The sequence below is a fragment of the Siccibacter turicensis LMG 23730 genome, from assembly GCF_000463155.2.
Taxonomy (GTDB): Bacteria; Pseudomonadota; Gammaproteobacteria; order Enterobacterales; family Enterobacteriaceae; genus Siccibacter; species Siccibacter turicensis.
Genome location: NZ_AWFZ01000017.1, coordinates 1 through 24458 on the forward strand (window position 1 = coordinate 1; position 24458 = coordinate 24458).

24 protein-coding genes are annotated in these 24458 nt (G+C 57.7%); 8 read left to right on the plus strand and 16 right to left on the minus strand.

The window, feature by feature from the left end; translation table 11 throughout:
- Window positions 1-204: 204 nt before the first annotated feature.
- Window positions 205-858, minus strand: coding sequence for a D-glycero-beta-D-manno-heptose 1,7-bisphosphate 7-phosphatase (gmhB, locus tag DW58_RS01900; RefSeq protein WP_328585915.1), 654 nt, complete (start codon window positions 856-858; stop codon window positions 205-207).
- A 107-nt stretch (window positions 859-965) separates the two neighbouring features.
- Here gmhB and metN point away from each other — a divergent pair, with 107 nt between their 5' ends.
- The 6 genes from metN to proS all read left to right on the plus strand — a co-directional run bounded on the left by metN (window position 966) and on the right by proS (window position 6729).
- Window positions 966-2000, plus strand: coding sequence for a methionine ABC transporter ATP-binding protein MetN (gene metN, locus DW58_RS01905; protein ID WP_024551057.1), 1035 nt, complete (start codon window positions 966-968; stop codon window positions 1998-2000).
- Window positions 1993-2646 (plus strand): methionine ABC transporter permease MetI, encoded by a 654-nt coding sequence (locus tag DW58_RS01910; RefSeq protein WP_024551056.1) that lies wholly within the window; start codon window positions 1993-1995, stop codon window positions 2644-2646. The genes metN and DW58_RS01910 overlap by 8 nt, the downstream gene beginning before the upstream one ends.
- A 42-nt stretch (window positions 2647-2688) precedes the next feature.
- Entirely contained in the window at window positions 2689-3504 is an 816-nt protein-coding gene (locus DW58_RS01915; RefSeq protein WP_024551055.1) for a MetQ/NlpA family lipoprotein, read from the plus strand.
- Window positions 3505-3795: 291 nt separating this feature from the next.
- Window positions 3796-4200 (plus strand): Rcs stress response system protein RcsF, encoded by a 405-nt coding sequence (gene rcsF, locus DW58_RS01920; protein WP_024551054.1) that lies wholly within the window; start codon window positions 3796-3798, stop codon window positions 4198-4200.
- On the plus strand, window positions 4197-4904 hold the full coding sequence (tsaA, locus tag DW58_RS01925; protein ID WP_024551053.1) for a tRNA (N6-threonylcarbamoyladenosine(37)-N6)-methyltransferase TrmO: 708 nt from the start codon (window positions 4197-4199) through the stop codon (window positions 4902-4904). Before rcsF ends, tsaA begins: the two co-directional genes overlap by 4 nt.
- Before the next feature lie 106 nt (window positions 4905-5010).
- Window positions 5011-6729 (plus strand): proline--tRNA ligase, encoded by a 1719-nt coding sequence (gene proS, locus DW58_RS01930; protein WP_024551052.1) that lies wholly within the window; start codon window positions 5011-5013, stop codon window positions 6727-6729.
- A gap of 48 nt (window positions 6730-6777) precedes the next feature.
- On the opposite strand, the gene nlpE is transcribed toward proS, so the two are convergent.
- The 3 genes from nlpE to DW58_RS01945 are packed head-to-tail and all read right to left on the minus strand — an operon-like array spanning window position 6778 to window position 8483.
- A complete protein-coding gene (gene nlpE, locus DW58_RS01935) occupies window positions 6778-7497 on the minus strand; it encodes an envelope stress response activation lipoprotein NlpE (protein ID WP_029592336.1) in 720 nt (239 codons plus the stop codon).
- A gap of 27 nt (window positions 7498-7524) precedes the next feature.
- Entirely contained in the window at window positions 7525-7941 is a 417-nt protein-coding gene (arfB, locus tag DW58_RS01940) for an alternative ribosome rescue aminoacyl-tRNA hydrolase ArfB (RefSeq protein ID WP_024551050.1), read from the minus strand.
- Complete coding sequence (locus DW58_RS01945) at window positions 7938-8483, minus strand: YaeQ family protein (RefSeq protein WP_024551049.1); 546 nt, start codon at window positions 8481-8483, stop codon at window positions 7938-7940. Before DW58_RS01945 ends, arfB begins: the two co-directional genes overlap by 4 nt.
- A 203-nt stretch (window positions 8484-8686) precedes the next feature.
- Here DW58_RS01945 and DW58_RS01950 point away from each other — a divergent pair, with 203 nt between their 5' ends.
- Both DW58_RS01950 and rof read left to right on the plus strand, forming a co-directional pair.
- Window positions 8687-8887, plus strand: coding sequence for a YaeP family protein (locus tag DW58_RS01950; RefSeq protein WP_024551048.1), 201 nt, complete (start codon window positions 8687-8689; stop codon window positions 8885-8887).
- Window positions 8874-9134: a Rho-binding antiterminator gene (gene rof, locus DW58_RS01955; protein ID WP_024551047.1), complete on the plus strand. Its 261-nt coding sequence runs from the start codon at window positions 8874-8876 to the stop codon at window positions 9132-9134. Before DW58_RS01950 ends, rof begins: the two co-directional genes overlap by 14 nt.
- A 48-nt stretch (window positions 9135-9182) precedes the next feature.
- On the opposite strand, the gene tilS is transcribed toward rof, so the two are convergent.
- The 12 genes from tilS to skp form a co-directional block, all read right to left on the minus strand.
- Window positions 9183-10484, minus strand: coding sequence for a tRNA lysidine(34) synthetase TilS (gene tilS / locus DW58_RS01960; protein ID WP_024551046.1), 1302 nt, complete (start codon window positions 10482-10484; stop codon window positions 9183-9185).
- Window positions 10485-10548: 64 nt separating this feature from the next.
- Window positions 10549-10938, minus strand: coding sequence for a VOC family protein (locus tag DW58_RS01965; protein WP_024551045.1), 390 nt, complete (start codon window positions 10936-10938; stop codon window positions 10549-10551).
- A gap of 59 nt (window positions 10939-10997) precedes the next feature.
- Window positions 10998-13136, minus strand: coding sequence for a lysine decarboxylase LdcC (locus DW58_RS01970; protein ID WP_024551044.1), 2139 nt, complete (start codon window positions 13134-13136; stop codon window positions 10998-11000).
- A 131-nt stretch (window positions 13137-13267) separates the two neighbouring features.
- On the minus strand, window positions 13268-15028 hold the full coding sequence (locus DW58_RS01975) for a glycoside hydrolase family 19 protein (RefSeq protein ID WP_024551043.1): 1761 nt from the start codon (window positions 15026-15028) through the stop codon (window positions 13268-13270).
- A gap of 170 nt (window positions 15029-15198) precedes the next feature.
- The gene (gene accA, locus DW58_RS01980; RefSeq protein ID WP_024562481.1) at window positions 15199-16158 is read right to left on the minus strand and encodes an acetyl-CoA carboxylase carboxyl transferase subunit alpha; all 960 of its coding nucleotides are present in this window, start codon (window positions 16156-16158) and stop codon (window positions 15199-15201) included.
- A 103-nt stretch (window positions 16159-16261) separates the two neighbouring features.
- Complete coding sequence (dnaE, locus tag DW58_RS01985; protein WP_024549325.1) at window positions 16262-19744, minus strand: DNA polymerase III subunit alpha; 3483 nt, start codon at window positions 19742-19744, stop codon at window positions 16262-16264.
- A 35-nt stretch (window positions 19745-19779) separates the two neighbouring features.
- A complete protein-coding gene (gene rnhB, locus DW58_RS01990) occupies window positions 19780-20376 on the minus strand; it encodes a ribonuclease HII (RefSeq protein WP_024549326.1) in 597 nt (198 codons plus the stop codon).
- Window positions 20373-21524, minus strand: a complete 1152-nt coding sequence (lpxB, locus tag DW58_RS01995; RefSeq protein ID WP_024549327.1) for a lipid-A-disaccharide synthase — start codon at window positions 21522-21524, stop codon at window positions 20373-20375. Before lpxB ends, rnhB begins: the two co-directional genes overlap by 4 nt.
- Window positions 21525-22313, minus strand: coding sequence for an acyl-ACP--UDP-N-acetylglucosamine O-acyltransferase (lpxA, locus tag DW58_RS02000; protein ID WP_024549328.1), 789 nt, complete (start codon window positions 22311-22313; stop codon window positions 21525-21527).
- A gap of 3 nt (window positions 22314-22316) precedes the next feature.
- Complete coding sequence (gene fabZ / locus DW58_RS02005; protein ID WP_024549329.1) at window positions 22317-22772, minus strand: 3-hydroxyacyl-ACP dehydratase FabZ; 456 nt, start codon at window positions 22770-22772, stop codon at window positions 22317-22319.
- 118 nt (window positions 22773-22890) lie between these two features.
- Window positions 22891-23916, minus strand: a complete 1026-nt coding sequence (gene lpxD / locus DW58_RS02010; protein ID WP_024549330.1) for a UDP-3-O-(3-hydroxymyristoyl)glucosamine N-acyltransferase — start codon at window positions 23914-23916, stop codon at window positions 22891-22893.
- Window positions 23917-23919: 3 nt separating this feature from the next.
- Entirely contained in the window at window positions 23920-24414 is a 495-nt protein-coding gene (gene skp, locus DW58_RS02015; protein WP_024549331.1) for a molecular chaperone Skp, read from the minus strand.
- Window positions 24415-24458 lie beyond the last annotated feature (44 nt).

Here is a 24458-nt window from a genome sequence, read left to right on the forward strand (position 1 = left end):
CGCGGCTTACAGCCTGCTGTCGCGAGGTGGCGTATATTACGCTTTCCTCTTTCAGAGTCAACCTCTATTTGAGACTTTCTCTTTCAACTCGTCGCTGCGAAGTGATTCGTTAGCGCCGTGTCGATGGAGGCGCATTATAGGGAGCCGGCAAAAGATGGCAAGCGGAAATCTATAAAAATATGACGACCGCTCGCATTTTGACCACTACGCCTGTTTTTGACGCGTTTTGATGGCCTGAGGCAGCTCTGCAAGGCTATTTAACACCCAGTCTGCGCTTTCTTCTGCTTCGGCAGTCACCGGTTTGCCGGTACGCACCAGAACACGGGTACCGACCTGTGCCGCTGTAGCCGCCTGCATATCTTCGAGTTTGTCCCCTACCATATAGGAGGCGCTCATATCGATATGGAGAAAATCACGGGCGGAGATCAACATGCCCGGCGCCGGCTTACGGCAGTCACAGGATTGACGATACTCCTCAACGCTCGCTTCCGGATGGTGCGGACAATAATAGATACCGTCCAGATCGACATCACGGTCGGCCAGCGACCAGTCCATCCACTCGGTTAAGGTTTCAAACTGCGCCTCGGTAAACAGGCCGCGCGCAATACCTGACTGGTTCGTTACCAGCACCAGCGCAAACCCCATCGCTTTGAGTTCACGCAGCGCATCGATAACGCCGTCGATAAATTCGAATTTGTCGATTTCATGCACGTACCCGTGATCGACATTAATCGTGCCGTCACGGTCGAGGAAAATAGCCGGGACTAAATTGGCCACCACAATACTCCTGAGATAAGTTATGCCGCCTAGTATCGCATGTTTCCCATAGAGAGAAAGCGTCCCGTGTGCGGCTTGCATTGATTTAGACGTCTGGATGCCTTACCATCCAATGCAAATTACGGCGTTGTCCGTGTCTGGCAGAATAAAATGCCATCCATTTCTCGTTTACGATAACTAGTAGCCTGATGATAAAACTTTCGAATATCACCAAAGTGTTCCAGCAGGGCAATCGCGTTGTGCAGGCGCTCAACAACGTCAGCCTGCACGTCCCGGCCGGGCAAATATATGGCGTGATCGGTGCCTCCGGCGCCGGTAAGAGTACGCTCATTCGCTGCGTCAACCTGCTGGAGCGTCCCACTCAGGGCGCGGTGCTGGTTGACGGTCAGGATCTGACCGCGCTCAGCGAATCCCAGCTTACCCAGGCCCGCCGTCAGATTGGCATGATCTTCCAGCACTTCAACCTGCTCTCCTCTCGTACCGTATTTGGTAACGTGGCGCTACCGCTTGAGCTGGACAACACGCCGCGCGAGGAGATTGAGCGCCGCGTAAACGAGCTGCTTGAGTTAGTTGGCTTATCCGACAAGCGCGATGCCTGGGCTGCTAACCTCTCCGGCGGGCAGAAACAGCGCGTCGCCATTGCCCGTGCGCTGGCCAGCAATCCGAAAGTGCTGTTGTGCGATGAAGCCACCAGCGCGCTGGACCCGGCGACGACGCGCTCCATTCTGGAACTGCTCAAGGATATCAACCGTCGTCTCGGCCTGACCATCCTCCTTATTACGCATGAGATGGATGTCGTGAAGCGCATCTGCGACTGCGTGGCGGTGATCAGCAACGGCGAGCTTATTGAGCAGGATACGGTGAGCGAAGTCTTCTCCCACCCGAAAACGCCGCTGGCGCAACAGTTTATCCAGTCGACGCTGCACCTTGACGTACCGGAGGACTATTCGGTTCGCCTGCGTCCCGCGCCGGAAACAGAACAGAGCGTGCCGCTGCTGCGTCTTGAGTTCACCGGTAAGTCGGTGGACGCGCCGCTGCTGTCGGAAACCGCCCGCCGTTATAACGTGAACAACAATATTATCAGCGCGCAGATGGACTACGCCGGTGGCGTGAAGTTCGGAATCATGCTCGCTGAAATGCACGGTACCGCCGAGGATACAAAAGCGGCCGTCGCGTATCTCCAGGAACATCATGTGAAGGTTGAGGTGTTAGGTTATGTCTGAAGCAATGATGTGGCTGATGATTAAAGGCGTCTGGGAGACGCTGGCGATGACGTTTGTGTCCGGTTTCTTCGGCTTTGTGCTCGGCCTGCCGGTTGGCGTGCTGCTCTATATTTCCCGCCCGGGGCAGATCAGCGAGAACGCGAAGCTCTATCGCGCTATTTCTGCGGTGGTGAACATCTTCCGCTCGATTCCGTTCATTATTCTGCTGGTGTGGATGATTCCCTTTACCCGCGCCATCGTCGGGACATCAATCGGTCTGCAGGCGGCCATCGTTCCGCTGACGGTCGGTGCCGCGCCGTTTATCGCACGTATGGTGGAAAATGCTCTGCTGGAGATCCCGTCAGGCCTTATCGAAGCCTCACGCGCCATGGGCGCCACGCCGTTGCAGATTATCCGCAAGGTGCTGCTGCCGGAAGCGCTGCCGGGTCTGGTGAATGCCGCGACTATCACGCTGATTACGCTGGTTGGCTACTCGGCGATGGGCGGCGCAGTTGGTGCCGGCGGGCTGGGACAGATTGGTTATCAGTACGGTTACATTGGCTATAACGCCACCGTAATGAACACGGTGCTGGTATTGCTGGTTGTTCTGGTTTACTTAATTCAGTTTGCAGGGGATCGTATCGTCCGTACGGTTACCCATAAATAAGCAGTTACACACAACATCAAGACACTTGAGTAAGGAATGATCATGGCGTTCAAATTAAAATCTCTGGCTGTTGTGGGTGCCCTTCTCGGCACTCTGGCCCTCGCGGGTTGTGGTCAGGAAGAGAAAGACCCTAACCATATTAAAGTCGGCGTTATCGTGGGTGCCGAGCAGCAGGTCGCCGAAGTGGCAGCCAAAGTCGCTAAAGATAAGTATGGTCTTGATGTCGAGCTGGTCACCTTCAACGACTACGTGCTGCCGAACGAAGCGCTGAGCAAAGGCGATATCGACCTGAACGCGTTCCAGCATAAGCCATACCTGGATCAGCAGATAAAAGATCGCGGCTACAAGCTGGTTTCCGTGGGTAACACCTTCGTGTACCCGATTGCCGGCTACTCGCGCAAAATCAAAAACCTCGACGACCTGCAGCCGGGCTCACAGGTGGCGGTTCCGAACGATCCGACTAACCTGGGCCGCTCCCTGCTGCTGCTGCAGAAAGTGGGCCTGATCAAACTGAAAGACGATATCGGCCTGCTGCCGACCGTGCTGGACGTGACCGAGAACCCGAAAAACCTGAAGCTGGTTGAACTGGAAGCGCCGCAGCTGCCGCGCTCCCTGGATGACGATCAGATTGCGCTGGCGGTCATCAACACCACCTACGCCAGTCAGATCGATCTGACCCCGGCTAAAGACGGCATCTTTGTGGAAGACAAAGACTCTCCGTACGTTAACCTGCTGGTGACTCGCGAAGATAATAAAGACGCCGAGAACGTGAAGAAATTCGTTCAGGCCTATCAGTCTGAAGAAGTGAACGCTGAAGCGAACAAGGTGTTCAACGGCGGCGCCGTGAAGGGCTGGTAATCCCAGCTTCGCAATAACAAAACGGGCTTCGGCCCGTTTTTTTGTTTTATATGCCGCCAGGTTTTGCATGCCTGCCAGCAGAAGGCGCACGTTGTCCCATATTCTGAACAGACATCCTTTTAAAGTTGCTATAGGATATTGACGGGTATTTTTATGTGGATACCTTTTTCCAGGTAGCCGTAACCGCTTTTACCTGGACGCAGTGCACGAAATCATCGCGTAAGGCATTGCCGTCAGTATTCACTACCTGATTTAATTCTGCTCATCTTGTCTACACATCGAGGAAAAACTATGCGTGCTTTACCGATCTGTTTGTTAGCACTCGCCGTGAGCGGCTGTTCCATGCTAGACAGATCCCCCGTTGAACCCGTAAAAAGCACGGCAACACCCGCTAAAACGGAACAAACCCGTCCGCGTGCTCCTGCCGCTGCGCCGGTGAAAATCTACAGCAATGCGGAAGATTTGCTGGGTAAACCGTTCCGCGATCTGGGTGAGGTCACCGGTGAATCTTGCCAGGCCAGTAACCAGGACTCTCCGCCAAACATCCCAACCGCGCGCAAACGCATGCAGATCAACGCATCAAAAATGAAAGCCAACGCGGTACTGCTGCACAGCTGTGAAGTGACCAGCGGCACGCCGGGCTGCTATCGTCAGGCGATTTGTATCGGTTCTGCGCTTAACGTCTCTGCGAAATGACCGCATTTAGCATTGAGCAAATTGGCGTAATCCGTTCCCCCTATAAAGAAAAATTCGCCGTGCCGCGCCAGCCGGGTCTGGTAAAAGACGGTGGCGGCGAGCTTCAGCTTCTACCGCCCTACAACCAGCCCGATGCGCTACGCGGGCTGGAAAACTTCAGCCACCTGTGGCTGCTGTTTGTGTTTCATCAGACGATGGAAGGCGGCTGGCGCCCCACGGTGCGACCGCCCCGCCTCGGCGGTAATGCGCGTATGGGCGTGTTCGCGACCCGCTCGACGTTTCGCCCGAACCCGATCGGCATGTCGCTGGTCGAGTTGCAGGGGATTGACGTCAATAAAGAGCGCGTCGTGCTGAAGCTTGGCAGTCTTGACCTGGTCGACGGCACGCCGATTATCGATATCAAACCCTATCTGCCGTTCGCCGAAGCCCTGCCTGACGCCCGTGCCGGGTACGCCCAGCATGCACCCGAGGCCGCAATGCCGGTGGTGTTTACCGATGAGGTGGCCGCCCAGCTGCCGATGCTTGAGCAGCGCTACCCTCACCTTCAGCGTTTCATTCACGATGTGCTGGCCCAGGATCCGCGTCCGGCCTATCGGAAAGGCGAAGAGGAAGGTAAGTGTTACGCGGTCTGGCTGCTGGATTTCAACGTGCGCTGGCGCGTTACCGAGCGCGGTGCCGAAGTGTTTGCGCTTGAACGGCGCTAAATTGATGTCACTCTCTTTTGGCAACTCTGCCACACTGGTAAACTAAACCACTTTTTTTGTGTCAGGCGCCACTCTGCCTGCATGTCTCAAATGGAACCGTAACAACATGCGTACTAGCCAATATCTGCTCTCCACTCTGAAGGAGACACCTGCCGATGCAGAAGTGATCAGCCACCAGCTGATGCTTCGCGCCGGGATGATCCGCAAGCTGGCCTCCGGGTTGTATACCTGGCTCCCGACCGGCCTGCGCGTGCTGAAAAAAGTCGAAAACATCGTGCGTGAAGAGATGAACAACGCCGGTGCTATCGAGGTGTCTATGCCTGTGGTTCAGCCAGCCGATCTGTGGCAGGAGAGCGGACGCTGGGAGCAGTACGGTCCGGAGCTGCTGCGCTTTGTCGATCGCGGCGAGCGCCCGTTTGTGCTTGGCCCGACGCATGAAGAAGTGATCACCGATCTGATTCGTAACGAGCTCAGCTCCTACAAGCAGCTGCCGCTCAACTTCTTCCAGATCCAGACCAAGTTCCGCGATGAGGTTCGCCCGCGCTTCGGCGTGATGCGCTCTCGTGAGTTCCTGATGAAAGACGCCTACTCGTTCCATACGACCCAGGAGTCGCTGCAGGATACATACGACGCGATGTACGCTGCCTACAGTAAAATCTTCTCCCGCATGGGCCTGGATTTCCGCGCGGTGCAGGCGGATACCGGCTCTATCGGCGGTAGCGCCTCTCACGAGTTCCAGGTGCTGGCCCAGAGCGGTGAAGACGATATCGTCTTCTCTACCGGCTCCGACTACGCCGCGAACATTGAGCTGGCCGAAGCCGTTGCCCCTGCCGCGCCGCGCGCCGCCGCGACCCAGGAGATGACGCTGGTTGATACGCCGAACGCGAAAACCATCGCGCAGCTGGTTGAGCAGTTCAGCCTGCCGATTGAAAAAACCGTGAAGACGCTGCTGGTGAAAGCGACCGAAGGCAGCGCGTACCCGTTGGTTGCCCTGCTGGTGCGCGGCGATCACGAGCTGAACGAAGTGAAAGCGGAGAAGCTGCCGCAGGTCGCCAGCCCGCTGACCTTCGCAACGGAAGAAGAGATCCGCGCCGCGGTTAACGCCGGTCCTGGCTCTCTTGGCCCGGTCAACCTGCCGCTTCCGATCGTCATTGACCGCAGCGTAGCGGCCATGAGCGACTTCTCCGCCGGTGCCAACGTGGATGGGAAGCACTACTTCGGCATCAACTGGGATCGCGATGTTGCCACCCCGGAAGTCGCCGACATCCGTAACGTGGTCGCCGGCGACGCCAGCCCGGACGGTCAGGGCACCCTGCTTATCAAGCGCGGTATCGAAGTGGGTCATATCTTCCAGCTCGGCACCAAATACTCTGAGGCCATGAAAGCCTCCGTGCAGGGTGAAGATGGTCGTAACCAGACGCTGACCATGGGCTGCTACGGCATTGGGGTGACCCGCGTGGTTGCCGCCGCGATTGAGCAGAACTACGACGATCGCGGTATTGTCTGGCCGGACGCCATCGCGCCGTTCCAGGTTGCTATCCTGCCGATGAACATGCACAAGTCGTTCCGCGTGCAGGAGCTGGCCGAGAAGCTGTATGGCGAACTGCGCGCCCGCGGCATTGACGTGCTGATGGACGACCGTAAAGAGCGTCCGGGCGTGATGTTTGCCGATATGGAGTTGATCGGTATTCCGCACACCGTGGTCATCGGCGATCGCAATCTCGACAGCGATGAGATTGAGTACAAGCATCGTCGTAGCGGCGAGAAGAAGATGATCAAAACCGGCGAGATTCTGGATTACCTGCTGGCGAACATTCCTCGCTAACAGCCTGCGCCAGAACGAACAAAGCCCCGCATTGCGGGGCTTTTTTTATCAGCGTGACGGGCGTGACGCGTCATCTTCACAGCGCTTGCCGGCGAGGAAGGTGCCGTTGCCGTCAGTGATCAGCGTTTTCTCCGGCGCGCCGGTATCTTCATTGGCCGTCAGTGCAAAATGCCCTTTCACTTCCAGCAGCACCGGCGCGGTCGCTTCGCCTTTAGCCTGAGCGTAAGCCCGTTCCAGCTGAGCATTGTTCTGGACGTTCACGCGCTTGCCGGTGGCGCAGTCGGTAAAGACCGCGGCGTCCGCCATATAGAAGTACATGCCTCTCATCGGCATCGGCGTGGCGGGCAGTGTGGCGTCGGTGGCTTTCAGCGTGTAATCCAGTTGGGAGGTAATGGGATGACCTTCGCGATCCAGCATCTCGATGTCCTCCCCCTTCGGGCGAAAATAGCGCTTTTCGCCCTGGGTGTCGGTCAGCACCAGCCGATCGGCGGTACGCGCCCAGGTGCCCCAGGAGGCAAATTCGCTGTCGCCTTTTCCATCCTGATAGCGTTCGTTCATCACCCATGTTCCGTCTTTTTCAAGAAACAGCGTGGTTTCTATCCCGCTGCAGTCGGCACAGGGCAGCACGCCGCGATAACTCTGCTGCATGGCTTTCAGCTCCTCCGCCTGGCCGGTAGCGGCGGCGGAGTGCACATCGTTACGGTGATTGCAGCCCGGCAGCGCGGCCAGGGCGCTCAGCGCCGCGATAACAATAAGGTATTTTTTCACAGACGTTCCTTTTGCTCGGTTCCTTGCCTACCTATCCCGGACTTTGCCGCGCAGCGCTTTGGTGCTCGATTTCTGCGATTTGGCATCAAGCCTGCGCAGTTTCGAGGCGCGCGTAGGTTTCGTTGCTCTTCGACTTTTTTGCACGGTAGTTAGTTCCGTAATCAGGTTTACCAGACGCGCGATTGCCGCTTCGCGATTCATCTCCTGGCTCCGGTGCTCCTGCGCCTTGATGATGACAATACCTTCCGCGGTGATCAGGTGGTGCGTCGCCGCCAGCAGGCGCGCTTTGTATGACTCCGGCAGCGTTGAGGCGCGAATATCGAAGCGCAGGTGGATGGCGGTTGAGGCTTTGTTCACGTGCTGCCCGCCCGCCCCCTGCGCGCGGATAGCGGTAATCTCAAGCTCGCTGTCGGGAATCGAAACGTTGCGTGACAGTTCAATCATGCGTGCTGTTGCCAGGTGGTCAGATGAATTTCCAGGTTGTTCTCCCGATCGGAGAGCCAGATGGCCCCTTCCTGAATGGTCGCCTGCAGCACCATGGTGCGGGCGGCAAAGGCGCTCAGCTTCGCCAGCTGGTCGTCATCGAGATACCAGATGCTGAGGTTCGCATAGCTGGCAAGCTTCGTCTGGTTCTGCTGCCACCAGATCTGCGCGGCACGACTATTATAGGTGAACAGCGCCACCGCTTCAGACTGGGTACAGGCTTTCTTGATGCGCTTTTCATCCGGCAGGCCCAGTTCAATCCACAGATCGATGCCCAGATGATCGTTACGCAGCCAGGCCTCCGGCTCGTCTTCCGCGCTCAGTCCGCGGGTAAAGTGCAGACGCTCGTCGGCGAACTTTATCCATGCCAGCAGGCGCAGCATCATGCGCTCCTGGGTTTCCGAAGGATGGCGGGCCAGGGTCAACGTGGCATCAAGGTACTGATTGCGATCCATGTCGGCCACGTTGACCGTTGCTTTATAAACTGTTGCTTTTAACGCCATCACACCACTCCTTCTTATAAGAATCGCTATTGTAACGAATTCATCCGTAAAGCGCTGTTAGCCTTTGCCCTTACGTGCAGGCGCGACGCTGATAATGGGTAAATGAGTATGGTATAGTCACCTTGCTAAACAGAGTTTATCCTCGTAGGCTTAACGTGCATCTCACGAAAAGCCTGAAGTCTGGGCTCTGGACAGGAGGGCGTGTGGAAAAATATAGTGAGTTGATACGCCAGCGCTATGCTGAAATTGCCAGCGGCGATCTGGGGTACATCCCCGACGCGCTGGGCTGCGTATTACGGGTTCTGAATGAGGTCGTCGAAGACGGGACGCTTTCGGAGTCGATCAGGGAAAAGGCAGCGTATGCTGCCGCGAACTTACTGGTGAGCGATTATGTCAATGAATGATGCCTATCAACCCATCAATTGTGATGACTATGACAATCTCGAACTCGCCTGCCAGCATCATCTGTTACTGACGCTGGAGCTAAAAAGCGGTGAGGTATTGAAGGCCAAGGCCAGCGATCTGGTTTCACGAAAAAACGTGGAATATCTGATCGTTGAAGATGCCGGCTCCACGCGCGAAGTTCGTCTCGATAAGATCGCCAGTTTCAGCCACCCTGAGATTGGCACCGTTGTGGTCAGCGAATCCTGATACTGATCTTCAGATCCACTGAACGGGCAGCCTGAGCTGTCCGTTTTTTTATGTCCCGTCACCGCGTCGCCAGCCAATCAGCCAACCCGGCTCATCTACCGCCTGCCCTTCCCGCGTAACAAAGACGCCCACCGCCGCAATCGGCTGTTCGCCATAGTAAAGCAGCGGTGTCACCTCCCGCTCCCAGGGCGGCACGCCACACTCCTGCCACAGCTTCTTCAGGCTGCGCCCGCGCTCCCGACCAACAATGTGCAGCGTACCCGTCGCCCGGTAGCGAATGGATACTGCTTCATCGGCGCGCGGTGCGCGTACGCGCTGCGGCCCCTCGCCGAACACCAGCACGCCCCCCGGTAGGGTAAGCGGTGCATAGGGTGCCGGCCACGGGATGCTGTCGCGCTCAACCGGCGGCAGGTTTTTTACCCACCACAGCGCCGCTTTATAGCGACGAACCCGGTAGTCGCCAAACTGCAACGACGGGGCGGCGTCCTTGCGGCTCAGGGCCACCTCCTGCCATAGCCGCGCCAGCGCTGCGCGCGAAGGCATGGGCGCGTGATGCCAGGCGAACCAGCGGCGCAGCAACGCCCCGCGTCTGGCATCGCTCATGCCTGTCATCGGCGCAATGGCCAGGGTGCCATGCTCGCCGATCAGCGTACGCAGTTCGTCATCAAGCAGCTCATCCAGCAGCTGCTCCTGCTCAGCGCACAGCGCAGCGCTGCGCGCAACCATATCGGCAAAATGCGGCCAGCGCGCCTCCAGCAGCGGCAGCACGTCCAGCCGTAAAAAGTTACGGTCGAAGCGGCGGCTCTGGTTGCTTTCATCCTCGATCCACGTCAGGGCATGCGCCTGTGCCCACTCGGCCAGCGTCTGGCGCGGGACATCGAGCAAGGGGCGCACCAGCCTGCCGGCGGCAAACGGCATGGCAGCGGGCATCGCGGCCAGACCCGCCGGGCCGCTGCCGCGCTTAAGCGCCAGCAAAAACGTTTCACACTGATCGTCCAGATGCTGCGCGGTGACCAGCGCTTCATCCGCCTGCAGCCGCGCCGCCAGCGCCTGATAACGCGCCTCGCGCGCCCGGGCTTCAATCCCACCGCCCTCTTGCGCAAGGGTCACGTTGACCACCTCAAGCGGCACCTGCCAGGCCTCACACTGCGCGCGACAGTGCGCGGCCCAGGCGTCAGCGTTCTGGCTCAGACCGTGATGGATATGAATAGCCCGCAGCGTCAGGTCGGGATGCGCGCGCCGCAGCAGCACCAGCTGATGCAGCAGTACCGTTGAGTCGAGGCCGCCGCTGTAGGCCACCAGCAACTGGCGTGAAGGGGAGAGCGAAGCAAGAAGCGTATCGGGATTCATAGAGCATCACAGACCGGGCGATTAAGCCCGGAACGTTACCGGGCTTGATGGGTGCTTGCAAGCGTTACTGCTGGTAAAGCTCCAGCGGCAGGCCGTCCGGATCGGCAAAGAAGGTAAAGCGTTTATTGGTCAGCGGATCGATACGGATCGGTTCGCATTTCACGCCGTGGGATTCCAGGTGGGTGATCGCCTGATCGATGTCATCCACGCTGAAGGCCAGATGGCGCAGGCCGCATGCTTCAGGATGGCTGGGACGCGCTGGCGGGAAGGGGAACGAAAACAGCTCAATCACGTACTGCTCCCCGAGGCCAAGATCGCCTTTCCATGAGTCCCGCGCCTCGCGGTAGACTTCCGACAACAGGTTGAAGCCCAGCACATCGCAGTAAAATGATTTACTGGTCTGGTAGTCGGACGCAATGATAGCGATATGGTGCACCTGCTTTAAACCCAGCATTCCTTTCTCCTTAATAGTACGCGCGGCCCCGGCGCCTCATGCTGCCGTGCCGCACGCGATTAGTGCGCTTTTAATACCCGAACCCGGTATACGCCGTCCTCACCCAGCTTCGCACCGTGAATATCCGTTTCAAATCCCGGATAGTGGCGGCCAATGGAGCACAGCATCAGCATAAAATCGAGCACTGCCCGGCTCTCTTCGGTAATGGTTTCCCCCGGCATCACCAGCGGCACGCCCGGTGGATACGGCAGGATCATATTGGCCGATACGCGGTTCAGCAGCGCGTCAATTTCCACGGTTTCCACGTTGCCCTTCACCTGCTGCTGATAGGCCTGATGCGGAGTCATGCGCATTTCCGGCAGCGTATCAAAGGCCCGCAGCATCAGATCCGGCAGACGATGCTGGCGAATCAGATCGTGGATCCCCTGCCCCAGCGTCTGAATCCGCATGTTGCGGTAGAAGTCGGGGTCCTCAGCATAGAGATCCGGCAGCATATTTTTAACCCGCAGGTTGAGATCCCAGGCGCGCTTGAACTCGGTCAGGCCACGCAGCAGGCTCATGGCGCGGGTTTTATCGATCCCGATGCTGAACAGAAACAGCAGATTATAGGGGCCGGTTTTTTCCACCACCACCCCACGCTCATCAAGGAACTTCGCCACCAGCGCGGCCGGGATCCCCTCTTCGCTCATCTCACCCTGCTGATTCATCCCCGGCGTCAGGATCGTGACTTTTACCGGATCGAGAAACATGTGATCGTCATCGGCGTTATTAAAGCCGTGCCACGACCGGCCCGGCTCAATCGGCCAGCAGTCGGCCTCGTCGATATCCTCAGGTTGCCAGATATCAAAAAACCATCCATCAGATTCTTCGCGAAGCCGCTGCACTTCCTTACGAAAATGGAGCGCCCGCTCCACCGAGCGGTTGATCAGCCGCCGTCCCGGATTACCGCGCAGCATTGCCGCCGCCGTTTCGATGGACGCCACCAGCGGATAGCTCGGCGATGTGGTGGTATGCATCATGTAGGCTTCGTTGAAGGTCTCTTCGTCGTAGTCCCCTTTGATATGAATCAGCGAGGCCTGGGATAGCGCCGCCAGCATCTTATGGGTGGACTGCGTTTCATAGAATACTTTACCCGGCACGCGCTCACCGCTCATGCCGCTCTTGCCGTTGTAGATGGGGTGAAAGTGGGTATAGGGCACCCAGGCCGAATCAAAGTGGATCGACGGCACATCGAGGGTCTGCTTGATCCAGTTGGTGTTATAGAGCAGGCCGTCATAGGTGGAGTTGGTGATCACCGCATGCACCGGCCAGCTCGCCCCGACGGTGGCCGCGACCTTCTCTTCGATGGTCGCGCGCAGAAACTCCCGCCGCGGAATGCCGCCAAGAATGCCCAGCGCGTTGCGCGTAGGCTTCAGCCAGATCGGCACGATGTCGCTCATCATCAGCAGGTGGGTCAGGGACTTGTGGCAGTTACGATCCACCAGCAGCGTACTGCCCGCCGGGGCGGCGTACATGCCGATAATTTTATTGGAGGTGGAGGTGCCGTTCGTCACCATATAGCTTTGCTCGGCCCCGAAGGTGCGGGCGATGTACTCCTCCGCCTCAAGATGGGGGCCGGTGTGGTCGAGCAGCGAGCCCAGCTCGGTTACCGAAATCGAGACGTCCGCTTTCAGCGTGTTGCCGCCGAAAAAATCGTAGAACAGGCAGCCAACCGGGCTTTTCTGATAGGCGGTTCCCGCCATGTGGCCCGGCGTACAGAAGGTGTATTTCCCCTCCTTCACGTAGGTAAACAGCGCTTTAGTCAGCGGAGGCGTGATGTTATCCAGATATTCATTGGTGTACTGGCGGATACGCGCGGCGATATCCTCAGCCTGGCCCAGTCCATACTCAAAGAACCACAGCGCCATGCGCATGTCGTTGGCGGTGACGTCCATGGTGGAGTGGGTATTGATAAAGGCGTAGAGCGGCAGATACTCATTCAGCTGATTGATTTCACAGCACAGGTCGATGCTGTATTCGTCCCAGTCAAAAATGACGCCGCAGACGCGCGGATTATGCTCAATCAGCTTCAACAGATCGTTACTGTTATCCGGCCAGACCGGCTGAAAACCCTGCTGGATTAACGCCTGCTGCAGCTCTCTAATCGGCTCATCTTTATAAAACGCCCCGTGCGGGCCCATGATGGCAATGGTATTCAATGCTTACCTCCTGGCAAAAACGCGTCTGGTAAGCATAGTTGAGTGAAGCGGATCGGCAGTCGATGCGCCAAAAAAGGCCGGTACCGGGGACATGGCAATAAAACGCCAGCCCGCAGGCTGGCGTTGGCGTGTTACAGCGCGGTCCAGGCATCGGACCAGGCGATGCCGGCCCCCGGTTCGTAATAGGCCGGGGCAACGCTGCACCATCCGCCCGCCGGGAAAGGTTTGCACTGATAGAGCGCGCCGCGGTTAATCACGATATCCCCGGATTTCCAGGAGGTTGCCGCAGACCAGGCGGGATAGCTCACGGGTTTGTCATCCGCCGCTTTCGCTTTTACGTTCAGCGTATAGGTGGTGGTATCACTCAGCTTACCGTCGTCCACTTTCAGGCTGATAATATGCTGCGAGTCCGCTGACGTGGCCGGGACGTTGAAGGTCACCACCGATTTGTCTTTGCCGGTGACCGTCTGCCCATTTTGCGCCATCCAGGTGTAGGTCAAGGCATCGCCGTTAGCATCGCTTGAACCACTGGCGCTGAGGGAGACTTTGCTACCCGCCTCCACCGCGCCTACAGGCCCGCTGATCTGCGCCACCGGGGCGAGGTTGGTGTTGTCCGGTGTCGGGGTCGGCGCAGGTTCCGGGGTTGGGGTAGGCGTCGGCGTACCGCCGTCCGAAGTGTCGCTGACGATGTTAACGTTAAAGTTGTGCTGCACGCAGCGCGTGTAGTCCCCGTCTTTAAAGGCGCTGAACGGCGTCTGATACCCCACCAGCTGGCAGGCATAGGTCAGACCGTCCGGCGTGGTGGTGCTCCATCCCCAGTCCATTTCCCAGTAAATCGGCAGCGCGCCGGAACCGCCCGCGTCAAACTGCTTCATCTTTTTACAGCCCAGCACTTCATCTGCCGCGACAGGCACCTTCAGGTATTTGGCGAACTCGTTGTAATAGGCGATGCGGTTAAGCGACTGGGCGTTCTCCGCCTCGCCGCCGCACTCCACGCCGCCGTTGATGATCTGGATGGTGACCCCGAAGCCCGGCACCAGGCCGCTCTCTTTATCATGCTGGTTAGGCTGCCAGGTGCCATCGATAACATGCAGCATGCTGGGTTTTGGCGGCTGGGGATAAACAAAGAAGAAGATGGCGCTCGCCAGGTTCATCCAGGTGTCGGCCACCAGCTCGGGTTTATCCAGCAGCGGGCGAACGTCGCCGTACATCGCATCGGAGAACGGCCCGTAGTTGTAGTTGTAGGAGAGCTGCTTGGCGCCGCGCCCGAAGTAGCTGACGAAATCCCCGTCCTTATCTTTTCCGCACGGCCAGGTCTGCCCCTGCCACACGTCGGGATTGCACTCGCCGTTGTAGCCGCCCTTCTGGCCCTCCTCCCAGCCCATCTCGCGCAGATACACCAGCGCCTGTCGCCACTCGGGCTCTTCGCGCCAGCTCTCATGCCCGCCGGTCTCCTGGGCGAAGTGCGCAAACATCGTGGCCAGTGATTTGCGGCAAATGGCATCCGCGTCACGGCCATCGGTATAGCTTCCGCACACCGCCGGAAATTTGCCTACGGCCTTGAGGAAATTGTCATAGGTGTACTCTTTGGCGCGCAGCGGAAACAGGAACGCCCAGTCTTTTGCCTGGAGGATCCGCTCTACCCGCTTCACGTTTTCCGGGTTGGCGCTGCGTCCGGGAACAATCTGTTCGACCTGGGCGTTATCGAGAGTGCGAATCGAATTTTTCACCGACTGCATCAGCGGAAAATTCGCCAGCTCCTGCTCTTTTTTCTCCAGATCGCTCGCCTTTATCGTGTAAGGCGCGCTGCTGGAGAGCAGCGGTGCGGCGCTCGCCTGGGCGCCAATCAGTAAACCCGCGGCGCTCAGCGCCATAAATGTTGGTGCTTTCATACCCTTCCCCTTCCGTTAATGAACAGGCCATACGTACTGGAGGGAGTGTATGGAAAGGCAATGCTGTCGATGCTAACAAGCTCTCACGCCGCGCCTCACATAACATCACCGCGCGCCATAACGAAAAAAGGGCCGCAATCGCGGCCCTTTTGATAAAAAGAGGGAGATGATCAGGCGTAGCCGTAGCTCATCAGACGCTGATAGCGACGGTTGAGCAGGTCGTCTTTGCTCAGTACATCGAGGTCCGCCAGATCCGCCAGCAGCTGCGCTTTCAGGGACGCGGCCATGGTTTCCGGATTGCGGTGCGCACCGCCCAGCGGCTCCGGGATCACGGAGTCGATAAGCTTCAGCTCTTTCAGACGCGGGGCGATGATGCCCATCGCTTCTGCGGCGAGCGGGGCTTTATCCGCGCTTTTCCACAGGATGGAGGCACAGCCTTCCGGGGAGATAACCGAATAGGTGCTGTACTGCAGCATGTTGACTTTATCGCCAACGCCGATTGCCAGCGCGCCGCCGGAACCGCCTTCGCCAATCACGGTGCAGATCACCGGCACGCGCAGACGTGACATTTCACGCAGGTTGCGGGCAATGGCCTCGGACTGACCGCGCTCTTCGGCACCCACGCCCGGATAGGCGCCCGGGGTGTCGATGAAGGTAATGATCGGCATATTAAAGCGTTCAGCCATCTCCATCAGGCGCAGCGCTTTACGATACCCCTCTGGTGCCGGCATCCCGAAGTTACGGCGGATTTTCTCTTTGGTTTCGCGACCTTTCTGATGACCAATGATCATCACCGGGCGACCGTCGAGACGTGCCGTGCCGCCGACGATGGCTTTGTCGTCCGCGTATGCGCGGTCGCCAGCCAGTTCATCAAACTCGTCGAATGCCAGACGAACGTAGTCCAGGGTATAAGGACGCTGCGGATGACGCGCCAGCTGCGCAATCTGCCATGCACCCAGATCGGCGAAGATCTTGCGGGTCAGCTCTACGCTTTTCTCGCGCAGGCGCAGCACCTCTTCATCGATGTTAATATCCAGTTTTTCATCCTGACGGCTAACTGACGTCAGGGAATCGATTTTCGCTTCCAGCTCAGCAATTGGCTGTTCGAAATCAAGGAAATTCAGACTCATAGTATTCCTGTTTTAGTCAAACTCCAGTTCCACCTACTCCGGACCTGGCAGGCCACGCGGCTTACAATTCGGGGTTAATACCCGGAAACGCTGATGCTACGCATCAGTCAAACTCCAGTTCCACCTGCTCCGAACCGATAAGGCCACGCAGATCGTTCAAGAGACGATCGCTCGGGGAAACACGCCAGGTTGCACCGAAACGCAACCGCGCACGTGCATCCGCCCTCTGATAGTAGAGATGTACTGGAATTGTCCCCGAACGGTGGGGTTCCAGAGACTGACGGAGACGGTTCAAAAGCTGGTCATCAATTTGCCTGTCCGTCAGCGAGATAGCAAGCCCGCGAGCATACTTTTCGCGGGCGTCAGCGATGTCCATCACTTCGCGGGCGGTCATTTTAAGCCCACCGCTGAAGTCATCAAAGCTGACCTGTCCGCTGACAATCAGAATTCGGTCCTGTTCCAGCAAATGCTGGTATTTTTCCAGCGCGTCCGTGAAGAGCATAACCTCCAGACGCCCTGAGCGGTCATCCAGCGTGCAGATGCCGATCCTGTTACCGCGCTTGGTGACCATAACCCGCGCGGCAATGACCAGACCGGCGGCGGTAATAACTTTACCGCGCTCGGTCGGGTGCATTTCTTTGAGACGCATGCCACCGACATAGCGCTCGATTTCTTTCAGATACTGGTTGATGGGGTGGCCCGTCAGGTACAGCCCGAGGGTTTCACGCTCGCCATCCAGTACTTTCTGTTCCGGCCAGGGCTGGCAGTTGGCGTAGGACTGCTCGATCTGCTCCGGCTCTTCCGCCAGTACGCCAAACATATCCGCCTGCCCGATGGCTTCCGCCTTCGCGTGCTGATCCGCCGCCTTCAGGGCATCGCCCAGCGAGTTCATCAGCGCCGCGCGGTGCGGGCCGAGGCGGTCAAACGCCCCGGACATAATCAGTTTTTCCAGCACCCGACGGTTTAGCTTTTTGGTATCGGTGCGGGCGCAGAGATCGAACAGCTCCCGGAAGTAGCCGCCCTCGTTACGCGCCTCGAGGATGGCCTCGATCGGGCCTTCGCCCACGCCTTTAATGGCGCCGATACCGTACACGATCTCGCCGTCGTCGTTGACGTGGAAATGGTACAGCCCGGAGTTGATGTCCGGCGGCAGGATTTTCAGGCCCATACGCCAGCACTCATCCACCAGCCCCACCACCTTCTCGGTGTTGTCCATATCCGCCGTCATTACCGCGGCCATAAACTCCGCCGGGTAGTGCGCTTTCAGCCAGAGCGTCTGGTACGACACCAAAGCATAAGCCGCAGAGTGCGATTTGTTAAATCCATAGCCGGCGAATTTCTCTACCAGGTCAAAGATTTTAACCGCCAGCTCGCCGTCGATGCCGTTATTTTTCGCGCCGTCTTCAAAGCTTGAGCGCTGCTTGGCCATCTCTTCGGGTTTCTTTTTACCCATGGCGCGACGCAGCATGTCCGCGCCGCCGAGGGTATACCCGGAGAGCACCTGGGCTATCTGCATCACCTGTTCCTGGTAAAGGATAATGCCGTAGGTCGGCTCCAGAACAGGTTTCAGACACTCGTGCTGCCACTGAATGTCAGGGTAGGAGATGGCTTCGCGGCCGTGCTTACGGTCGATAAAGTTATCCACCATCCCGGACTGCAGCGGGCCGGGACGGAACAGCGCCACCAGTGCGATCATATCTTCGAAGCAGTCAGGCTGCAGACGCTTGATCAGATCTTTCATGCCGCGGGATTCAAGCTGGAACACCGCGGTGGTTTCCGAGCGTTGCAGCATGTCGAAGCTTTTCTTGTCATCCAGCGGAATAGCCGCGATGTCGATCGGCTCCAGGCCCTGCTTCGCCCGGCGCGGGTTGATCATCTTCAGCGCCCAGTCGATGATCGTCAGCGTGCGCAGCCCGAGGAAGTCGAACTTCACCAGCCCCGCATACTCAACGTCGTTTTTATCGAACTGGGTGACCGGGTGATTACCCATTTCATCGCAGTAGAGCGGGGCGAAATCGGTAATTTTCGTCGGCGCGATCACCACGCCCCCGGCGTGTTTACCGGCGTTACGCGTCACCCCTTCGAGCTTACGCGCCATATCGATGAGGGCGCGCACCTCTTCATCGGCTTCATAAATTTCCGGCAGCTGCGGTTCGGCTTCGAACGCTTTCGCCAGCGTCATGCCGGGATCGGGCGGCACCAGCTTTGAGATGCGATCCACAAAGCCATAGGGGTGGCCGAGCACGCGGCCCACGTCGCGGATCACCGCTTTCGCGGCCATGGTACCGAAGGTGATGATCTGCGATACCGCGTCGCGTCCGTACATGTCGGCGACGTGATCGATCACCTGATCGCGTTTCTCCATGCAGAAGTCGACGTCAAAGTCAGGCATCGAGACACGTTCAGGGTTCAGGAAGCGTTCGAACAGCAGGTCAAACTCCAGCGGGTCGAGGTCGGTGATTTTCAGCGCGTAAGCCACCAGCGAACCGGCACCGGAGCCGCGTCCCGGCCCGACCGGAATGCCGTTGTCCTTCGACCACTGGATAAACTCCATCACGATCAGGAAGTAGCCGGGGAAGCCCATCTGGTTGATAACCTGAAGCTCTATGTCCAGGCGCTCGTCGTAGGCGGGCCGTTTCTCGGCGCGCACCGCCGGGTCCGGGAACAGGAATTCTAAACGTTCTTCCAGCCCCTCTTTCGATTTCAACACCAGAAAATCTTCGGTGGTCATATCACCGGTCGGGAACTGCGGCAGGAAGTATTCGCCGAGGCGCACGGTGACGTTGCAGCGACGGGCGATCTCGACGCTGTTTTCCAGCGCCTCAGGCAGATCGGCGAACAGCTCGCACATCTCCTCCTCGGTACGCATGTACTGCTGCGTTGAGTAGTTGCGCGGCCGTTTAGGATCGTCGAGCGTAAAGCCGTCATGGATCGCGACACGGATCTCGTGGGCATCAAAGTCTGAGGCGTCAATAAAGCGCACATCGTTGGTGGCCACCACCGGCAGGCCCTGCTCTTCGGCCAGCTCAACGGCGGCATGCAGGTAGGCCTCTTCGTCCTGACGACCGGTGCGGATCAGTTCCAGGTAGTAGCGATCGGCAAACCAGCGCTGATAAAACGCTACGCAGCCGTCAACCATCGCGCGGTTGCCGCGCAGCAGGGATTTACCGAGATCGCCCTGGCGTCCACCCGAGAGCAGGATCAAGCCTTCGTTGAGCTCGGCCAGCCAGGCGCTGTCGATCCAGGGTCCGTTAGCACCGTAGCCGCGCTGGTAGGCGCGCGAGATAAGCAGCGTCAGGTTCTGATAGCCGGTATTGTTGGCGGCGAGCACGGTGATCTGGCTAAGCTCGTCGCCCAGCACCTCGCTCTGCATCATAAAATCTGCGCCGATAATCGGTTTGATCCCGACACCGTGCGAGCCGCCGTAGAACTTCACCAGACCACACAGGTTGGTAAAGTCGGTAATCGCCAGCGCGGGCATGCCGAGCGCAGCCGCCTTTTTAACCAGCGGCCCCGTCTTCGCAAGCCCATCAATCATGGAGTAGTCGCTGTGCACCCTCAGGTGTACAAAACGTGGTTCAGCCATCTCAGTTTCCGATTAACGATGTACAAGCCTGTGTCTCAGGAGACAAGGCCCAGTGCGCGTTTAACCGGCGCGAAGCTGCGTCGGTGGTGAATGGTGGCGCCGTGCTCTGCCAGACGTTCGAGATGAAAAGCGGTCGGATACCCTTTGTGCTGGGCAAAACCGTATTGCGGGAAGCTGAGATCCAGCTCGGTCATTTCCTGATCTCGCGTCACTTTGGCAAGTATTGACGCCGCGCTGATTTCTGCCACCCGGCTGTCGCCTTTTACGACGGCCAGCGACGGCATCGGCAGCGCCGGACAGCGGTTGCCGTCAATAAGAACGTACTCGGGCACAATGTGCAGCCCGGCGACGGCGCGCTGCATCGCCAGCATGGTGGCGTGCAGGATGTTGAGCTGGTCAATCTCGTCCGGCTCAGCGCGTCCGATGCTCCACGCCAGCGCCTTTTCACGAATTTCATCGTAAAGGGCAAGGCGGCGTTTTTCAGAGAGCTTTTTCGAATCGGCAAGGCCGACAATCGGGCGCAGCGGATCGAGGATGACCGCAGCGGTGACGACCGCGCCAACGAGGGGGCCACGCCCTACCTCATCCACGCCCGCCACCAGAGTTGTATGGGGGTAGATAAATTCCATCATTGTTGCGCCAGCTCCAGCACCGCATCGGCCGCCTGCTCATCGGCATTGCAGCGGATCTGTTGATGAAGATGGCGGAAAATATCGTGCATTTCGTGACTCTTCGCGCCGCGATCAAGCAGCGGCGTCAGGGCTGCGGCCAGACGGACCGGCTCGCACTCTTCCTGCAGCAGCTCTTTCACTAATTCGCGTCCGGCAAGCAGGTTGGGCAGCGAGACGTAGTCGGTTTTAACCAGTCGCTTCGCCAGCCAGAAGGTAAAGGGCTTCATGCGATAGCCAACAACCATCGGGCACTTCGCCAGCATACACTCCAGCGCAGCGGTGCCGGAGGCCAGCAGCGCGGCATCGCTGGCGATCATCGCCTCACGCGCCATGCCATCCAGCAGATGGATGTGCAAATCCGGCGCAACGTCCGCTTTGATGCGTTCAAACTGCTCGCGCCGCTTCGCGTTCACCAGCGGTACCACGACTTCCAGATCCGGCCAGCGCTCGCGGAGCAGCATGGCGGTCTTGAGAAAATCGGCGCTGAGCATCTCCACTTCAGCGCCGCGGCTGCCCGGCAGCAGCGCCAGACAGTGCGCGTCATGAGGAATACCCAGCGTGTCGCGCGCCGCATTTTTATCCGGATCCAACGGCATGGCATCCGCCATGGTATGGCCGATAAAGCGGCACGGCACGTTGTACCTGTCGTAAAACGCTTTTTCGAAAGGCAGAAAAGCGAGCACCAGATCGGTGGCTCTGCCGATTTTGAAAACGCGTTTCTGTCGCCACGCCCACACTGACGGGCTGACGTAATGGATCGTGCGGATCCCACGCTGCTTCAGATTGCCTTCAAGGGTAATGTTGAAATCGGGAGCGTCAATGCCGACGAATACGTCCGGCTTGAGCTCGCTGAAACGACGGGTCAGATCGGCGCGAATATGCAGCAGGCGACGCAGCCTGCCCAGCACTTCAACGATGCCCATCACCGCCAGTTCTTCCATTTCATACCAGGCTTCGCAGCCTTCGGCCTGCATACGCGGACCGGCAACGCCAACAAAGCGGGCGTCGGGATGGCGCGCTTTCAGCGCGCGGATGAGGCCTGCACCAAGAATATCGCCGGAGGTTTCTCCGGCGACCAGGGCAATCGTAAGGGGACGCTTCACCTGCATTTAACGAATCAAACCGCGGGTCGAACGGGCGAAGAAATCGCTGAAGGCTTTCACTTCCGGATGGCGTTCGGCCAGCTCGGCGATTTCCGGTTTAGCTTCGTCAAAGGTTTTGCCGCTGCGGTACAGCAGTTTGTAGGCGTTGCGAATAGCGTGCAGCGCTTCTTTGCTGAATCCACGGCGTTTCAGGCCTTCGATGTTCACGCCATACGGCGTGGCATGGTTACCCTGAGCAATCACATACGGCGGGACGTCCTGCGCCACACCGGAGCAGCCGCCGACCATCACGTGTGCACCAATGATGCAGAACTGATGAACCGCGGTCATGCCGCCGATGATAGCGTGGTCGTCCACCGAGACGTGACCCGCCAGCGTCGCGTTATTCGCAAGAATAATGCGGCTGCCGAGGGTACAGTCGTGTGCGACGTGCGCGTTAACCATCAGCAGGTTATCGCTACCTACCTTCGTCAATCCACCGCCCTGTACCGTGCCACGGTGGATAGTTACGCTTTCGCGAATGCGGTTGCGATCGCCAATTTCCACGCGGGTAGGTTCCCCAGCGTATTTAAGATCCTGGTTAACTTCACCGATGGAGGCGAACTGATAGATCACGTTATCGCGGCCGATAGTCGTATGACCATTTACCACGACGTGAGATTTCAGCACGGTACCTTCACCAATGGTGACGTCCGGACCCACAATACAAAACGGGCCAATATGGGCGTTGGCACCGATAACGGCGCCCTCTTCCACAATGGCAGTTGGATGAATAAAGGCAGATTTATCAATCACGTATCAGGCCTCCCGGCTACGTGCACACATCATGGTTGCTTCACAAACGACTTTACCGTCAACCAGCGCGACGCCTTTAAAGCGCGTTACGCCACGGCGTGTCTTCTCAAACGTGACTTCCATGATCATCTGGTCTCCTGGTACGACCGGACGCTTAAAGCGCGCGTCGTCGATACCGGCGAAGTAGTAAAGTTCGCCTGGTTCAAGCTTACCAACGCTTTTGAACGCCAGAATACCGGTTGCCTGAGCCATTGCTTCAAGGATCAGAACGCCCGGGAAAATCGGTTTGCCAGGGAAATGGCCCTGGAAAAACGGCTCGTTTACTGAGACATTTTTAACTGCGCGTAGAAAACGACCTTCTTCAAAGTCCAACACGCGATCTACCAGCAAAAACGGGTAACGGTGCGGCAGAAGCTCTAAAATCTCTTCAATATGCAGAGTATGAGTGTCGGTAGTCAAAATACTCTTCCTGTCTTAATGTACTGAATGGCAATAATAATAACACGGCCCGCGGCAATCCTTAGAATGCCAGCAGGCCGCGAATCTGGTAAGCGCGTAGGCGTCAAGCCGGTGTGATTCAGTCCTGTGAATTGACCTTACGTTCGATAGCCTTGAGGCGTTTGCTCATGTCATCGATGTTCATCACTAGCGCTGCGGTTTTTCGCCATACTTTATTTGGTTGCAGCGGAATGCCTGAAGAGTATACCCCAGGTTCAGTAATGGGGCGCATTACCATACCCATCCCTGTTACCGTTACTTTATCACAGATTTCCATGTGTCCGTTGATCACGCTGGCGCCGCCAATCATGCAGTAGCGGCCAATTTTCAGGCTGCCTGCCATGATAACGCCACCGGCAACCGCGGTATTGTCGCCAATCACAACGTTATGTGCAATCTGACACTGGTTATCTATGATAACACCGTTACCGATAACAGTGTCATCCAGCGCACCACGGTCAATGGTGGTACACGCGCCGATTTCAACATTGTTGCCGATAATCACGCGGCCAAGCTGAGGAATTTTCACCCAGTTTCCGCGATCGTTGGCATAACCAAAGCCGTCAGAGCCAATTACGGTACCGGACTGGATCAGGCAGTTTTCGCCAATCTCAATCTCGTGGTACACCGAGACATTGGCCCACAGGCGGGTGTTGGCGCCGAGGGTTGTGTTTTTACCCACGAAGCAGCCGGCGCCGATAATAACGTTATCACCCAGCTCGACACCAGATTCAATAACGGCATTAGCGCCGATCGCGACGTTTTTACCCAGCCGGGCAGACGGGTCGATAACGGCGCTCGGCGCGATGTCAGCGGCAGGCTGCGGCGTGGTATCAAGAATTTGGGCCATACGGGCATAGGTCAGATACGGATTCTTTACGACCAGTGCGGCGCTTTTGGCAAAAGGAAGATCGTCCTGCGTCATCACAACGGCAGACGCCTGGCATAACGCCAGCTGCTCACGGTAACGCGGGTTTACCATGAACGTGATATGACCTTCTTTGGCAGATTGCATTGATGCAACGCCGGAGATGACGATATCGCCATCTCCGTGCACTTCTGCATCCAACTGCCGGGCTAAGTCAGCCAGTCGAATTGAAGGCATTACTTATTTAACCTGTTTCAGCACATCGGCAGTGATGTCTTTCACATCGCTGCTGGTGTAAGCAACGGTGTTCGCGTCCAGAACCAGATCGATATTCTGATCGGCAGCGACTTTCTTCACAGCAGCCTGAATACGGGTGACCAGCTTGCCACGCTCTTCATTAGAACGACGCGCGCGATCCTGTTCAAAGGACTGCGCTTTGCCGGAGAAGTCCTGGCGCTGAGCCATAACGTCTTTTTCCAGCTTGCTGCGATCGCTTGCTTTCATCGTTGAACCATCACGCTGAAGACGCTGCATTTTAGATTGCAGATCGGATTCCATGCGCTGCAGTTCGCCAGCACGGCCTTTAAACTCATTTTCCAGCGTTTTAGATACACCGGTAGTCTGAGCGACCTGCTGGAACAGGTTACCCATGTTCACAACGGCAATTTTATCAGCAGCTTGTGCAGACGCTGCCATTGCCAAACCGAGACCTGCAGCTAATAACCACTTTTTCACAATCAACTCCTTACCATCCCATGAGTACCCGAGGGTACCGATTT

Bases quoted from the DNA above. Each gene is read 5' to 3' on its own strand.
- gmhB (WP_328585915.1), bottom strand. From the start codon at position 858: ATGCAAGCCGCACACGGGACGCTTTCTCTCTATGGGAAACATGCGATA.
- metN (WP_024551057.1), top strand. From the start codon at position 966: ATGATAAAACTTTCGAATATCACCAAAGTGTTCCAGCAGGGCAATCGC.
- DW58_RS01910 (WP_024551056.1), top strand. From the start codon at position 1,993: ATGTCTGAAGCAATGATGTGGCTGATGATTAAAGGCGTCTGGGAGACG.
- DW58_RS01915 (WP_024551055.1), top strand. From the start codon at position 2,689: ATGGCGTTCAAATTAAAATCTCTGGCTGTTGTGGGTGCCCTTCTCGGC.
- rcsF (WP_024551054.1), top strand. From the start codon at position 3,796: ATGCGTGCTTTACCGATCTGTTTGTTAGCACTCGCCGTGAGCGGCTGT.
- tsaA (WP_024551053.1), top strand. From the start codon at position 4,197: ATGACCGCATTTAGCATTGAGCAAATTGGCGTAATCCGTTCCCCCTAT.
- proS (WP_024551052.1), top strand. From the start codon at position 5,011: ATGCGTACTAGCCAATATCTGCTCTCCACTCTGAAGGAGACACCTGCC.
- arfB (WP_024551050.1), bottom strand. From the start codon at position 7,941: ATGATTGAACTGTCACGCAACGTTTCGATTCCCGACAGCGAGCTTGAG.
- DW58_RS01945 (WP_024551049.1), bottom strand. From the start codon at position 8,483: ATGGCGTTAAAAGCAACAGTTTATAAAGCAACGGTCAACGTGGCCGAC.
- rof (WP_024551047.1), top strand. From the start codon at position 8,874: ATGTCAATGAATGATGCCTATCAACCCATCAATTGTGATGACTATGAC.
- tilS (WP_024551046.1), bottom strand. From the start codon at position 10,484: ATGAATCCCGATACGCTTCTTGCTTCGCTCTCCCCTTCACGCCAGTTG.
- DW58_RS01965 (WP_024551045.1), bottom strand. From the start codon at position 10,938: ATGCTGGGTTTAAAGCAGGTGCACCATATCGCTATCATTGCGTCCGAC.
- DW58_RS01975 (WP_024551043.1), bottom strand. From the start codon at position 15,028: ATGAAAGCACCAACATTTATGGCGCTGAGCGCCGCGGGTTTACTGATT.
- accA (WP_024562481.1), bottom strand. From the start codon at position 16,158: ATGAGTCTGAATTTCCTTGATTTCGAACAGCCAATTGCTGAGCTGGAA.
- dnaE (WP_024549325.1), bottom strand. From the start codon at position 19,744: ATGGCTGAACCACGTTTTGTACACCTGAGGGTGCACAGCGACTACTCC.
- rnhB (WP_024549326.1), bottom strand. From the start codon at position 20,376: ATGATGGAATTTATCTACCCCCATACAACTCTGGTGGCGGGCGTGGAT.
- lpxB (WP_024549327.1), bottom strand. From the start codon at position 21,524: ATGCAGGTGAAGCGTCCCCTTACGATTGCCCTGGTCGCCGGAGAAACC.
- lpxD (WP_024549330.1), bottom strand. From the start codon at position 23,916: ATGCCTTCAATTCGACTGGCTGACTTAGCCCGGCAGTTGGATGCAGAA.